Annotated in this window: 14 protein-coding genes; 10 read left to right on the top strand and 4 right to left on the bottom strand. The window is 64.7% G+C overall.

All coding sequences use genetic code 11. The features are described 5' to 3' along the window. Nucleotides 1-110 precede the first annotated feature (110 nt). The 4 genes from leuS (at nt 111) to ACSSV4_RS14375 (ending at nt 5615) form a co-directional block, all read left to right on the top strand. Nucleotides 111-2798: a leucine--tRNA ligase gene (gene leuS, locus ACSSV4_RS14390; RefSeq protein WP_454275824.1), complete on the top strand. Its 2688-nt coding sequence runs from the start codon at nt 111-113 to the stop codon at nt 2796-2798. Then, nucleotides 2785-3276, top strand: coding sequence for an LPS assembly lipoprotein LptE (gene lptE / locus ACSSV4_RS14385; RefSeq protein ID WP_454275823.1), 492 nt, complete (start codon nt 2785-2787; stop codon nt 3274-3276). Before leuS ends, lptE begins: the two co-directional genes overlap by 14 nt. Further along, nucleotides 3273-4298 (top strand): DNA polymerase III subunit delta, encoded by a 1026-nt coding sequence (gene holA / locus ACSSV4_RS14380; protein WP_454275822.1) that lies wholly within the window; start codon nt 3273-3275, stop codon nt 4296-4298. Before lptE ends, holA begins: the two co-directional genes overlap by 4 nt. Nucleotides 4299-4487: 189 nt before the next feature. Next, nucleotides 4488-5615 (top strand): hypothetical protein, encoded by a 1128-nt coding sequence (locus tag ACSSV4_RS14375; RefSeq protein WP_454275821.1) that lies wholly within the window; start codon nt 4488-4490, stop codon nt 5613-5615. A gap of 363 nt (nt 5616-5978) precedes the next feature. Here the strand turns inward: ACSSV4_RS14375 and ACSSV4_RS14370 are convergent, their stop codons facing one another. Continuing rightward, a complete protein-coding gene (locus ACSSV4_RS14370) occupies nt 5979-6413 on the bottom strand; it encodes a MerR family transcriptional regulator (protein WP_454275820.1) in 435 nt (144 codons plus the stop codon). 75 nt (nt 6414-6488) lie between these two features. Here ACSSV4_RS14370 and ACSSV4_RS14365 point away from each other — a divergent pair, with 75 nt between their 5' ends. Beyond that, nucleotides 6489-7112 (top strand): cation transporter, encoded by a 624-nt coding sequence (locus tag ACSSV4_RS14365; protein WP_454275819.1) that lies wholly within the window; start codon nt 6489-6491, stop codon nt 7110-7112. On the opposite strand, the gene ACSSV4_RS14360 is transcribed toward ACSSV4_RS14365, so the two are convergent. Then, nucleotides 7109-7579 carry a DUF3576 domain-containing protein gene (locus ACSSV4_RS14360; protein ID WP_454275818.1) on the bottom strand — a complete coding sequence of 157 codons (471 nt, stop codon included), beginning with the start codon at nt 7577-7579 and terminating at the stop codon, nt 7109-7111. The genes ACSSV4_RS14365 and ACSSV4_RS14360 overlap by 4 nt on opposite strands. 145 nt (nt 7580-7724) lie before the next feature. On the opposite strand from ACSSV4_RS14360, the gene ACSSV4_RS14355 reads away from it, so the two are divergent. After that, nucleotides 7725-8378, top strand: a complete 654-nt coding sequence (locus ACSSV4_RS14355) for a YggS family pyridoxal phosphate-dependent enzyme (protein ID WP_454275817.1) — start codon at nt 7725-7727, stop codon at nt 8376-8378. Between the two features lie 20 nt (nt 8379-8398). Here the strand turns inward: ACSSV4_RS14355 and ACSSV4_RS14350 are convergent, their stop codons facing one another. Beyond that, nucleotides 8399-9007, bottom strand: coding sequence for a hypothetical protein (locus ACSSV4_RS14350; protein WP_454275816.1), 609 nt, complete (start codon nt 9005-9007; stop codon nt 8399-8401). A 153-nt stretch (nt 9008-9160) separates the two neighbouring features. Here ACSSV4_RS14350 and ACSSV4_RS14345 point away from each other — a divergent pair, with 153 nt between their 5' ends. Next, the gene (locus ACSSV4_RS14345) at nt 9161-9796 is read left to right on the top strand and encodes an MT-A70 family methyltransferase (RefSeq protein ID WP_454275815.1); all 636 of its coding nucleotides are present in this window, start codon (nt 9161-9163) and stop codon (nt 9794-9796) included. Between the two features lie 379 nt (nt 9797-10175). On the opposite strand, the gene ACSSV4_RS14340 is transcribed toward ACSSV4_RS14345, so the two are convergent. Continuing rightward, on the bottom strand, nt 10176-10604 hold the full coding sequence (locus ACSSV4_RS14340; protein ID WP_454275814.1) for an FKBP-type peptidyl-prolyl cis-trans isomerase: 429 nt from the start codon (nt 10602-10604) through the stop codon (nt 10176-10178). Nucleotides 10605-10829: 225 nt separating this feature from the next. Between ACSSV4_RS14340 and ACSSV4_RS14335 the strand changes: the two genes are divergently transcribed. The 3 genes from ACSSV4_RS14335 to ACSSV4_RS14325 are packed head-to-tail and all read left to right on the top strand — an operon-like array spanning nt 10830 to nt 13320. Beyond that, nucleotides 10830-11516, top strand: coding sequence for a haloacid dehalogenase type II (locus ACSSV4_RS14335; protein ID WP_454275813.1), 687 nt, complete (start codon nt 10830-10832; stop codon nt 11514-11516). Continuing rightward, entirely contained in the window at nt 11516-12349 is an 834-nt protein-coding gene (locus ACSSV4_RS14330) for an alpha/beta fold hydrolase (RefSeq protein WP_454275812.1), read from the top strand. The genes ACSSV4_RS14335 and ACSSV4_RS14330 overlap by 1 nt, the downstream gene beginning before the upstream one ends. Beyond that, nucleotides 12346-13320: a threonine ammonia-lyase gene (locus ACSSV4_RS14325; RefSeq protein ID WP_454275811.1), complete on the top strand. Its 975-nt coding sequence runs from the start codon at nt 12346-12348 to the stop codon at nt 13318-13320. Before ACSSV4_RS14330 ends, ACSSV4_RS14325 begins: the two co-directional genes overlap by 4 nt. Nucleotides 13321-13324: the final 4 nt, after the last annotated feature.

Here is a 13324-nt window from a genome sequence, read left to right as displayed (position 1 = left end):
CCGGGCCAGCCCCGCAAAGCCCCGCATTTTTGCAGCCGGAGTCTGGACCCGCCCCACACAAGCGCCTATCACCCGTTCCAACAACTGACAGAGCAAGAGAGGCCCGGCCCATGTCGCGCTATGCACCGGCGGAAATCGAAGCGAAATGGCAACAGGCGTGGCAGGAGGCGGACATCTTCCGCGCCCGCCGGGATGAGGCCAGACCGAAATACTACGTGCTGGAAATGTTTCCCTATCCGTCGGGGCGCATCCATATGGGCCATGTGCGCAACTACACGATGGGCGACGTGGTGGCGCGCTACAAGATCGCGACCGGGCATAACGTGCTGCACCCGATGGGCTGGGACGCCTTCGGCATGCCCGCCGAGAATGCCGCGATGGCGAGCGGCGGTCACCCCAAGGACTGGACCTACGCCAATATCGCCACCATGCGCGACCAGATGAAGCCCCTGGGCCTCAGCATCGACTGGAGCCGAGAGTTTGCCACCTGCGACCCCGAATATTACGGCCAGCAGCAGGCGCTTTTCCTCGATTTCTACGAGGCGGGCCTTGTCTATCGCAAGAACGCGGTGGTGAACTGGGACCCGGTCGATATGACCGTGCTCGCCAATGAGCAGGTGATCGACGGCAAGGGCTGGCGCTCGGGTGCCGAGGTGGAGCGGCGCGAGTTGACGCAATGGTTTTTCCGCATCTCGGACTTTTCCGAGGAGTTGCTCGAGGCGTTGGACGGCCTTGACGACTGGCCCGCCAAGGTGCGGACCATGCAGGAAAACTGGATCGGCAAGTCGCGCGGGCTGCAATTCGCCTTTGGCCTGAATGACGGCCCCGACGGGCATGACCGGGTGGAGGTCTACACCACGCGCCCCGATACGCTGATGGGGGCGTCGTTCATCGGAATTTCGCCCGATCATCCGCTGGCGCGCCAACTGGAGCGTGAGCGCGAGGATGTGGCGGGGTTCTGTGTCGAGGCCCGCAAGGGCGGCACCACCGCCGAGGCGATTGAGAAGGCCGAGAAGCTGGGGTTCGACACGGGTCTGACCTGCCGCCATCCGTTCGACACGGCGTGGGAGTTGCCGGTCTATATCGCCAATTTCATCCTGATGGAGTACGGCACTGGGGCGATTTTCGGCTGCCCGGGCCACGATCAGCGCGACCATGATTTCGCGCGTAAATACGGCCTGCCGATCATCGACACCTTCCTGCCGCTTGACGCGGAGCACGACATCGAAGCCGCGCCTTACGTGCCGCTTAAATCCGAGCGTGTGCGCTATACAAGGCTGGTCGCGGGCAAAGAGGTGCAGACCGGCGAGGCGGGCGTCGGGGCCGCGATTGATTTCTGCGAGGCCAATGGCGTGGGACAGGGTGTCACCAAGTTCCGCCTGCGCGATTGGGGTCTCAGCCGTCAACGCTATTGGGGTTGCCCGATCCCGGTTGTGCATTGCGACGCCTGTGGCGTGGTGCCCGAGAAGAAAGAGAACCTGCCGGTGCAACTGCCCTATGACGAGGGCGGCACGCCGATTGATTTCTCTATCCCCGGCAACCCGCTCGACCGGCACCCTACGTGGCGCGACTGTGCCTGCCCGGCCTGTGGTGCGCCCGCGCAGCGCGAGACCGACACGATGGATACTTTCGTGGATTCGTCGTGGTATTACGCCCGGTTCACCGCGCCCCGTGCCGAGACGCCCACGGATATGGCCGAGGCCGAGTACTGGATGAACGTGGACCAGTATATCGGCGGGATCGAGCATGCGATCCTGCACCTCTTGTATTCCCGCTTTTTCGCCCGGGCGATGCGGATTTGCGGGCATCTGCCCGACAAGGCGATCGAGCCGTTCGATGCGCTGTTCACGCAGGGCATGGTGACGCACGAAGTTTACTATACGAGAAAAAAATTCCGTCGAGAAATCGAAGTCGAGGGCAAAGCGGCTGAAGCTGGAGTTACACAAGCAGTTTTTCGGTTTCCTGAAGAGGTTGTCACCGGGGAATACAACGGAAAGCGTGTCGGTGTGTTGACGAACGACTTTGATGAAAGACTCTCGTTTGTCGAAAATTACGAAGCGGTGAAAGATGACGATGAACGGCGAGTCGACGTCATCCCATCTGTAAAGATGTCCAAATCCAAGAAAAACGTCGTCGACCCCTCCACCATCATCGCGGAATACGGTGCCGATACTGCGCGCTGGTTCGTCCTCAGTGACAGCCCGCCCGAGCGCGACGTGGAATGGACCGCCTCGGGTGCCGAGGCCGCGCATCGCCACCTTGCCCGCGTCTGGCGGCTGGCGGCAGAGGTGGAGAGCGCCCCCGAGGCGGCCACGCCAGAGGCCGATGCGGCGCTCCTGCGCGAGATGCACAAGACGATCGACGAGGTGACCAAGGGCGTGGACAGTTTCGGCTTTAACGCGGCCATCGCGCGGCTTTATGCCTTTACCAACACGCTGGCGAAATCGCAGGCGGGGCAGGCGGCCAAGACCACCGCCGCGCGCACGCTGGCGCAGCTGATGTCGCCGATGACGCCGCATCTGGCCGAGGATGTCTGGGCGATGCTGGGCGGTGAGGGGCTGGTGGCCACCGCGGCCTGGCCCAAAGCCGACCCCGCCATGCTGATCGACGCCACCGTGATCCTGCCCATCCAGATCAACGGCAAACGCCGGGGCGAGCTGTCGCTGCCCGCCGACATGGAGAAATCCGAGGTTGAAAAAGCAGCACTTGCGCATGAAGCTGTGCAAAAGGCCCTTGCCGGGGGCCAGCCCAAGAAGGTGATCGTCGTGCCGGGACGGATCGTGAATGTCGTCGTATAGCCGCCGCCTCCTGCTCTGCGCGGGGTTTGTCCTGCTGGCGGGCTGCGGTTTTGCGCCGGTCTACGGGCCGGGCGGCGGCGGCACCGCGCTCATGGGGCGGGTGGAGGTGACCGAGCCTGACACGCGCGCGGGCTTCCTTCTGACCCGAGAGCTTGAAGGCCGCCTAGGCCGGGCCTCGGGGGCGCGCTACGAGTTGCGGCCGCGCATCACCCTTGCCACCGAGGCCATCGCCATCGACCGCACCAACGTCTCCTCGCGGTTCAACATGCTGGGCCGGGTCCACTATGCGCTTCTCGACCGGCAGACCGGGGCGAGCGTCACGACCGGGATGGTCGAAAACTTCACCGCCTTTTCCGCCGCGGGCAGCCCGGTGGCGACGCAGGCGGCCGAACGCGATGCCGAGCAGCGGCTGATGACCATCCTGGCCGATCAACTGGTCACCCGCCTGATCGCCACCATCCCCGATCTGGCGCAATGAAGCTGAGCACGCGCGACGCGGCCCGTTATTTCGCCAAGCCCGAGGCACATCGCACGGGGCTGTTGATCTACGGTGCTGACGCGATGCGCGTGGCGCTGAAACGGCAGCAGGTGATCGCGGCGCTGCTTGGTCCCGACGCCGAAGAGGAGATGCGCCTGACCCGGATGTCCGGCGGCGATCTGCGCAAGGATGCCGCCCGGCTGATCGATGCGATCAAGGCGCAGGGCTTCTTTCCGGGGCCGCGCGCGGTGTTTGTCGAGGACGCCAATGACGCGGCCACTGACGCTATTCTGGCGGCGCTGAGCGACTGGCAGGAGGGCGATGCGCAGATCATCGTCACCGCCGGACAGCTCAAGGCGACATCGAAGATCCGCAAGGCGTTCGAGGCGCATCCCAATGCCTATGCCGTTGGAATTTATGATGAACCGCCCTCGCGCGAGGAGATCGAACGGGTGCTGGGAGAGGCCGGTCTGCGCGACATTCCCGGCCCGGTGATGAATGACCTCACGGCGCTCGCCCGCGATCTCGACCCCGGCGATTTCCGGCAGACGATGGAGAAGCTGGCGCTTTACAAGCTGGGCGAGGATGGGCCTTTGTCGTCGGAGGATATCGCCGCCTGCGCGCCCGCCTCGACCGAGGCCGATCTGGACGACATCCTCAATATCGTGGCCGAGGGGCGCGCGGGCGAGATCGGTCCGGTGCTGCGGCGGTTGAAGGCGCAGGGGGTGCAGCCGGTGGGGCTGTGCATCGGGGCGACCCGGCATTTCAGGGCGCTTTACACCGCCGCGTCCGATCCCGGCGGGGCGGCGCAGGGCATCGCCCGGATGCGCCCGCCGGTCTTTGGCCCGCGCCGCGACCGCATGCTGGGCCAAGCGCAGGGCTGGGGGGCGGAGAAGCTGCAACAGGGGCTGACGATCCTCACCGACACCGATCTGCAACTGCGTTCGGCGGCGCAGCGCGCGCCCGAGATGGCGCTGATGGAGCGGGCGCTCATCCGGTTGGCGATGCTGGCGGGGCGGTGAGCGGGGTGGGTTGAAACCCCACCCTACGGGCGGTACGAATCAGGGTTAACGCATTGGAAAACGGGAAGAGTCCGGTTCGGTATCGCGTCGGTATCCTGTCGGTATTGCGTCGGTGCGGATTTCGCCGGAGGCGGGGTTAACGCCGCGCGCGCTGGACAGCGGGGGACGGGCGGGGCAGGGTTCGGGGTGATGAGTGAGAGTGTGGACATAACAGACCGGGAGAGCCTTGAGGCGTGGCTGAAGGATCAGCCGCGCGAGGTGGCGGTCTGGATCGCGTCACGGGCGGCGGCAAGAGTGTTGCCGGTGTGGTGGGATGCCGTGCTGACCGAGGAATGGGCGCGCAAACGTGATGTGACAGCTCTGCCGGTTTTGCGCAGCGTCGTGATCTCTTCGGTTGCGGCTCTTGTGCGAACCGACAATATCAGAGAAGCCCAAGCAGCCGCCCGCGCCGCCGCCTTCGCCGCTGCCGACGCCGCCCACTTCGAAGCCGGAGCCTACGCAGCCGCTCACGCCGCCGCCGCCGGCTCTGACGCCGAAGCCCAAGCCATCGTCACCGCCGCCCACGCCGCTGCCGCTTACGCGGCCGCCGCCCTGTGGGAAACTGTCCGAACCGACGCAGGACACGCGGCGGGGCGCGATATCCCAGATGCCTTAGCGCTTTGGTCTGAGGGCATGGGACCGCTAGCAAAGGAATGGGGCTTGATCAAATCGCAACTCTCGAAATCGTCTGATGTGCCCGACTGGCAATTCTGGATCGACTGGTATGAGTCCCTTCTCGACGGTCGGCCCATGCTGGGGGATGTGGGCCGCACATGGGACATGCTGGAGCAGATCGCCCTCATTGACCCCGAGACATGGGACAAGGGGCCGGAGGTGGTGACCCCGGTGATCCGGGGAATTTGGGAGTTGCACCGCCTGCGCGCGGAGGTGGCGGCGCTGCAGGCCGAGAAGGCGGCGTTTCTGGCGGCGCGGGCCTCGGAGGTGCAGCGGGGTCATAATCAGCCGCCCGAGGGATTGGTCGATGACGCGCCGGAGGTGGCGCGGCAGATCACAATCATCTGGGATGGTTTGGACGAGGCGCGCGAAGAGTTGGAGCGGGACGCGCCGGACAAGGGCCGGTTGCGTGCCATAGCGGAGCAAATCTTGGCGGCGCTCAACGCGGTTGTCGGCTATTGTTCAAAGGTCGCGGATGCAATGGTGATATCGGCTGCCAAGATTGGCGGCGGCGCGGTTGGCACGGCGGTGCTCGACCAAGTGGCAAACAACGGGCGTCTGATGCAGTTTGCGAAGGACTTGCTCGCCTTTGGCGGCGGGTGATTGGCGCGGTGGGTCGGAAACCCACCCTACGCCGCCTGTATCGGGTGGGTTTCGAATTCCCTCTTTGCGTACAAGCGTGTCTTGGAATGGGGTAAGTGGCCTGAAGTGGTCGTTGGACTGAGCCGCGCATCGTCGTGCCGCGGTGTGGCGATCCAACGTCCGTTTTGTAGCGCTTTATATCAGCCAAGCCCGAAATACCTCCGAGCGCAGAGCAGGTTGCAGCCAAATCGCCGCGCCGGGGGGCGGCATAACGGCGAAGGTCCGCTTCAGGCCACTCACGACATACCTTTCAACCCAAGGCTCTACAAAAGGCCGCTCCGAATCTCAGCACGAACCCGGGCCTTTTTCCACGCGGATCGCACCTCAGTCATCCACTGGCGCGTGATCATGCTCGCACAACTCGTGATCGGCAAGCGACGCAAGCACATAGCATTCGCGCGAGACGCCCGTGCCAGTGCAGCCCTCGGTGATCCGCTCCAGCTCTGCCTCAAGCGCCTGCAGGCGGCGGATTTTCTGACGGACAGCGTCAAGCTGATCCTGCGCTATGCCGGTCGCGGTCTTGCAGCAGCGGTCCGGATGATCCTGCAACTCGATCAGCGACGAGATTGCCCCGAGCGAGAACCCCAGATCGCGGGCGTGCCGGATGAAGCGCAGGCGTTCCAGATCCGCCTGTCCATAGCGCCGCTGATTGCCCGCACTGCGCAACGGCGCGTCAAGCAGCCCGCGCGCCTCGTAATAGCGGATCGTGGGCACCTTGACGCCGGTCTGCCGCGCCAGGTCGCCAATCGAGAAAAACATCGCATCCCCCTCTTGAAGCTCTAGTCGCTAGAGAGATTACATTGCGTGCAGGCAAGATGCAAAGGAGGCCCCGGAATGGCGGGATGCTGTGACCACGATGTGCGGTTCGAGGGTGTGTCGACGGCCTACAAGCGGCGGCTCTGGCTGGTGATCGCGATCAACGCGGCCATGTTCGCAGTCGAGATGAGCGCTGGTCAGGCGGCACAATCACAGGCACTCAAGGCCGACGCGCTCGATTTTCTGGGCGACGCGCTGACTTACGGGCTGTCGCTGGCGGTGATCGGACTGTCGGTGCGTGTGCGTGCCACGGCGGCGCTCGTCAAAGGGTTAAGCCTGATGGCGATCGGGCTCTGGGTGCTGGGAACGACGCTCTACCGCGTGCTCTATATCGGTGTGCCAGAGGCCGAGATCATGGGGCTCATCGGGTTTCTGGCGCTCGCGGCCAATGTGACGAGCGTACTCTTGCTTATGGCCTACAAGGATGGCGACGCCAATGTACGCTCGGTCTGGCTGTGTTCGCGCAACGACGCCATCGGGAATGTGGCGGTGATGCTGGCCGCCCTCGGAGTCTGGAGCAGCAGCACCGGATGGCCAGATGTGATCGTGGCCGGGTTCATGGCCGCCCTCTTTGTCAACTCGTCAGTGCAGATCATCCGGCAATCGCTGCAAGAGCGGCGCGAGGCCGCGCCTGAGGCTTAGAATTGGGCGGCCTGAATGCGCAACTGCCGCGCGCGGTTGAGAATGGCATCCTCGACCGCGCGTTCGGTGGCGGCATCGACCGGCCCGCTGCGCGATTGCAGCGCCACGTTGAGGGCGCGCGCATCGAGCGCCGGGTCACTGATCAGGATCGTCGCGCGATAGGCCTGGCTGCCACCCGGCGGCGTGCCGAAGCCGGTCGTGATCACGCCGGTAAAGGGATCGGCGGCCTCGACGGGCAGGAAATCAAGCACCTGCAGCGAGGCGGTCCAGAGGAAACGGTTGACCTTGACGGTATCCCCGGGGCCGCGGAAAATATCGAAAAGCGACCCGTTTCCTGGGTCTGCCTCGCGTTCGCGCCCACCCTTTACGCGCATGGCCTCTTCATCGAGTGTCGCTTCCCCGCAGGCGCTCAGGATGCCGAGGCCAATCAGCATGATGCAGGCCAATTTTGTGCGCGACTGGGTCATGTCACCGTCCGAGATTGTTTCCACCCTACTATCCAAGCCGGGCGACAGGGGCAAGCCGTTTGCGGTGCGACCTGCCGATGTGCGCTTGTGCGCAGGGCCGGGGCTGTGGCATGTCACGAGCAAAGCACCGGACAGGAGGACATCCATGGGTCTGCAGGAGATCAGAGAACGCGTGCGCAGGGCCGCCGAGAACGCCGGGCGGGCGCCCGAAACTGTGGAACTGATCGCCGTATCCAAGGTGCAGGCCGACGCGCGGATCGAGGCGGTGCTGCGCGAGGGTCATCGGGTCTTCGGCGAGAATCGGGTGCAGGAAGCGGCCGGGAAATGGCCGGGCTTTCGCGAGCGGTTCGACGGAATCGCCCTGCATCTGATCGGGCCGCTGCAGACCAACAAGGCGCGGCAGGCGATGGACCTGTTTCAGGCGATCCACTCGGTCGATCGCCCGAAACTGGCCAAGACGCTGGCGCGGCTCGCGCAGGAAGAGGGAACCTGCCCTGATCTCTTTATTCAGGTCAATACTGGAGAGGAGCCGCAGAAGACTGGCATCCTGCCTGCCGATACGGACGCGTTCGTCGCCGAGTGCCGGACGCTCGACCTGCCGATCAAGGGCCTGATGTGCATCCCCCCCGTCGAGGAAGAGCCGAGCCTGCATTTTGCGCTTCTGTCGAAAATGGCCGCGCGCAACGGGCTCGATGGTCTGTCGATGGGAATGAGCAGCGATTTCGAGCAGGCGATCGCGCTTGGCGCCACGCATGTGCGGGTCGGCTCGGCGATCTTCGGGGCGCGCGACCACGGCTGACGTGTCGGCCCGCCCCGGCCTCAGCCTTTGGGCGAGAGCCCCGACAGGCCGGTCCGCGTTATCCGTCGGCGCGAGGCCTGCAACCCCGCCTCGAAGCCTTCGGCATCGCCGTAATCGACGAATTGCGCGTAATAGGCATGGATCGCACCTACGCGCGCGGCATGCTTGATCGGGCACCAATAGGCCTCGGTCCGGCCCGCGATCTCCTGGACGTAGCCGATAAGCCCGTTGCAATAGCCGCAATAGACGCAGTTGAGCTTTTGCAGCGCGTTGAGATAGGCGAGGTGGTGACGGTCCACCCGGATGAAATCGGCACGGCGCACCTTGTCGATGCCATAGGCGGGAAAGCACACTGCCTGATAAACGGTCACGAAAAGGTCGAGCAACACGAAGGGCACGATCACGCTGTAGATCACCGGGGCGGTGATCACCGTCAGGGGACGGGCCTCGCGCAGGAAGGTCGAGAGCCGCACGCGCATCTCGCGGTGACGGCGGCGCACCTCGGCCTCGAACACGACGCGCCCGTTTTCGAAACTGTAACGAAAGGCGGCGCGGCGGCGGCTGAACTCCTCCTCCAATTCATCCTGCAACTCGCGGATGCGGGTCAGGAGTTTCTCGGTCGCGGTCATGGCAGCCTCCGGAGATGGGCGGTGAATGCCCAGCGTAGCCTCACAGTGTGAAAACGCAACGCGGCATGGTGCGAAAAGCCCGGTCAAGGCCCAACCAGAGATTGATATTCCATACTGCATTTGTTCTACATGGGGGATACAAGGACCGCACCCATGCCACACCCCGCGTCGGACGACCTGCGCACCTTTCTGAGCGGCCAGCGTTTTGCCACCGTGATGGCGGATCCGCCCTGGCGGTTCACCAACCGGACCGGCAAGGTCGCCCCCGAGCACAAGCGCCTGTCGCGCTATCCGACGCTGGAACTCGAGGACATCTGCGCCTTGCCCGTCGCAGAGCATCTCGAGGAGACCGCGCATTGCTATATCTGGGTGCCCAATGCCCTGTTGCCGGAAGGGTTGCAGGTGCTCGCGGCCTGGGGCTTTACCTACAAGTCGAACATCATCTGGCACAAGATCCGCAAGGATGGCGGCTCGGACGGGCGCGGCGTCGGCTTCTACTTTCGCAACGTGACGGAGATCCTGCTCTTTGGCACGCGCGGCAGGAACGCCCGCACGCTGGAGGCCGGGCGGCGGCAGGTCAATCTCTTCGCCACCCGCAAACGCGAGCATTCGCGCAAACCCGACGAGCAATATGACATCATCGAAGCCTGTAGCCGACGGCCCCATCTGGAACTGTTCGGGCGCGGGCAGCGCGAGAACTGGACGGTCTGGGGCAATCAGGCCGACGCCGATTACAAGCCGAGCTGGAAAACCTACACGTACAATTCCGGCGTGGCCGCCACCGAGTAGCGATGTGCAATCTCCGAAGCAATTCCGGAAAAAGCGGATAGTTTTTCGGTTCGGAATTTCTCCGAATCAAATACTTAAGGCATTTTTGGCGGGCCATGGGGCCGGAGCGATTGATCCGGGCTTCATCCTCACGCGCGGCAGCACGCTCGACAGCGGCTGTTCCGCAGCCTCGGCAAGGTTCCTGAATAGGGCTGGACGAAGAGGGCAAGGAGCTTGTCGTGCGGACATACCGTGCCTCGACCACGTGGATGGTCACGCGGCGCTACCGGCTCTTTGCCGGGCGCAATGGCAGCTTCCCGAAGCTGGGGATCGCGGGATCACACCAGATTGCGTCGCCGAGGGGCGAGGGCACCCGAAGGCGCCCTCACGCTTTGGTCGCTCAGGTGATATCGACCAGTTCGATGGCAAAGGTCAGATCCTTGCCCGCGAGTGGGTGATTGGCATCGAGCACGACCTGCTCTTCGGTCACGTCGACCACCGTCACCGGCATCACCTGCCCCTGTGGCGTCTGCACCTGCAATTGCGTACCCAGATCAAGCGGGATATCCTCGGGAATCTCGGCGCGCGGCACGGCCTGCTGCGCGTTGGGGTCGGGATGGCCATAGGCCTGATCGGCGGGCACCTCGACGGTCTTCTTTTCGCCGACGGCCATGCCTTCCATCGCGGCATCGAGGCCGGGGATGATCTGGCCCGAGCCGACCACGAATTCCAGCGGATCGCGGCCCTCGCTGGAATCGAAGGTCTGACCATCGGTCAGCGTGCCGGTATAATGAACGCGAACTGTATCGCCCGATTTGACTTGCGTCATGGCTGTTCCAATCTGTTTGGGTGTTTTGAGGGGTGAGTTTGCAAGGCCGCGCCGGTCGCGCGGGTGCTTGTGTGGCTGTCGCGAATCGTAACCGCCCATGGCCGGATTTGCAAACCGATCCTTGGCCGCTCACTTTGCCGTATGCGCTTCAGGTCTTTCCCCCCCGCCCCGTCCATGCCAGTCTGCGCGCGAAATCACCCGCACCATCACCCAAGAGGGGATACCATGCCGATCACCACCTGCATTTTCGACGCCTATGGCACGCTCTTCGACGTCGCCGCCGCCGCGCGCAGTGCCGCGTCTGAGCCGGGGCGCGAGGTCTTTGCCCGCCACTGGCCCGCAATCGCCGAGAAATGGCGCCTCAAGCAGTTGCAATACACCTGGCTGCGCGCCGTCATGGGCGAGCATGTAGGCTTCTGGCAGATCACGCAGGACGGGCTCGACTGGGCGCTGGAGGCCGAAGGGCTACAGGAGGACAGCGAACTGCGCGAACGCCTGCTGCAACTTTACTGGGAACTGGCGACCTACCCCGAAGTGCCTACCATGCTCGCCGCCCTCAAGGAGGCCGGCAAGGACACCGCGATCCTGTCGAACGGCGCGCCCGACATGCTCGACGGGGCGGTGAAATCGGCCGGTATCGGCGCGCTTCTGGATGATGTGCTCTCGGTCGAGAGCGTCGGCATCTTCAAACCCGCGCGCGTGGTCTATGACCTGGTCGGGCAACGCTTTGGCTGTGCCCCCGAAGAGGTGCTTTTTGTCTCCTCCAACGGCTGGGACGCCTGCGCCGCTGCCGGGTATGGCTTCAACACCGTCTGGGTCAACCGCGCGGGCGATCCCGTGGACCGCCTGCCTGCCGCCCCCGACCGGCAACTGACCGACCTCTCCGGCATCCCCGATCTGGCGCGCGGCTGATGGCGCATTTCACCACCTCCGACGGGCTCTCGCTCCATTACACCGATGCGGGCCATGGCCAGCCGGTGCTCTGCCTTGCGGGCCTCACCCGCAACAGCGCCGATTTCGGCTTTCTCACCCCGCACCTGTCGGGCTGTCGGGTGATTTGCATGGATTATCGCGGGCGCGGGCAATCTGACCATGCAAGCGATTTCATGTCCTACAACATCCTGCAAGAGGGACAGGATGCGGTCGAATTGCTCGATCATCTCGGGATCGACCGCGTCACCCTGATCGGCACGTCGCGCGGCGGGCTCATCGCCATGGCGCTCGGCCACACCGCCCATGACCGCCTCGCAGGCGTGATGCTCAACGATATCGGCCCCGAGGTCACCGCCGAAGGCATCGAACGGATCATGGATTATGTCGGGAAAGAGCCTGAGTTGCCCGACCTCGACGCCGCCGCAGGCGCGCTCGCCCATGTCAACGCGCAGGCGTTTCACGGCGTGCCGCTGGCCCGGTGGCGCGCGCAGGCCGAAGCGATGTTCTTTGAGAAGCCGGGCGGCGGGCTGGGCCTGCGCTATGACGCGCGGCTGCGAGACGCCCTTGTTGGCCAGGCCGGTGCGGGCGAGGCGCCGGACCTCTGGCAGCTTTTCGATGCGCTGGACGGCCTGCCCCTTGCCGCGATCCGGGGGGCGAATTCCGACCTGCTGAGCCCGGAGACGTTCCAAAAGATGCAAGACCGCCGCCCCGACATGATCGCGACCACCGTACCCGACCGGGGCCATGTCCCGTTTCTCGATGAAATCCAATCCCTCACCGCCATTCGCGCCCTTCTGGACAAGACAAGATGACCGACATCACCATGATCCGGGCCGCGAGCGCCCGACTTGCCGGGCATGCGCGCCGCACGCCGCTCCTGTCCTCGCCCTTTCTGGACGAGATCGCCGGGCGGCGCGTGTTCATAAAGCCTGAATGCCTGCAACATACCGGCAGCTTCAAATATCGCGGCGCGCGCTCAGCCATCTCGGCGCTTGATGCTGATCTGCGCGCCCATGGCGTGATCGCCTTTTCGTCGGGCAACCACGCGCAGGGCGTGGCCCTTGCCGCAAGCGAATTCGGTGTGCCCGCCGTCATCATCATGCCCTCGGACGCGCCGCGCATGAAGATCGACAACACAAGCGCCCTCGGCGCCGAGGTGGTGCTTTATGATCGCGCGGGCGAGGATCGCGATGCCATCGGGGCGCGGCTCAGCGCCGAACGCGGCCTGACCTTGATCAAACCCTATGACGAGCCGCAGGTGATCGCCGGGCAAGGCACAACCGGGCTCGAGATCGCCGAGGATGCAGCGGCCCTCGGCATCGAGACGGCGGATGTGCTGGTGTGCTGTGGCGGCGGCGGCCTCACCTCGGGCATCGCCTTGGCACTCGAGGCCGACGCACCCGACCTGCGCGCCCGCCCCTGCGAGCCGGAGGGGTTTGACGATGCCACCCGCTCGCTTGCCTCGGGCAGGATCATGCGCAACGCGCAAACCGCAGGCGGCCTTTGCGACGCCATCGTCACGCCGCAACCCGGCGCGATCACCTTTCCCATCATGGACCGCCTTTGCGGCCCCGGCCTCGTGGTCTCCGAGCACGAGGCGCTGCACGCCATGGCGCTCGCCTTTTCCCGGCTCAAGCTGGTGGCCGAACCGGGCGGCGCGGTGGCGCTTGCGGCGGCGCTCTTTCGCCAAGACGAGATCGAGGGCGACGCGGTGATCTGCACCATCTCGGGCGGCAATGTCGACGCGGATGTGTTTCAAATGGCCCTGAGCCGATTCGCCTGAAGGA

This window comes from Roseovarius sp. MBR-154 (genome assembly GCF_053628595.1).
This window is presented reverse-complemented; position numbering and strand designations above follow the sequence as displayed.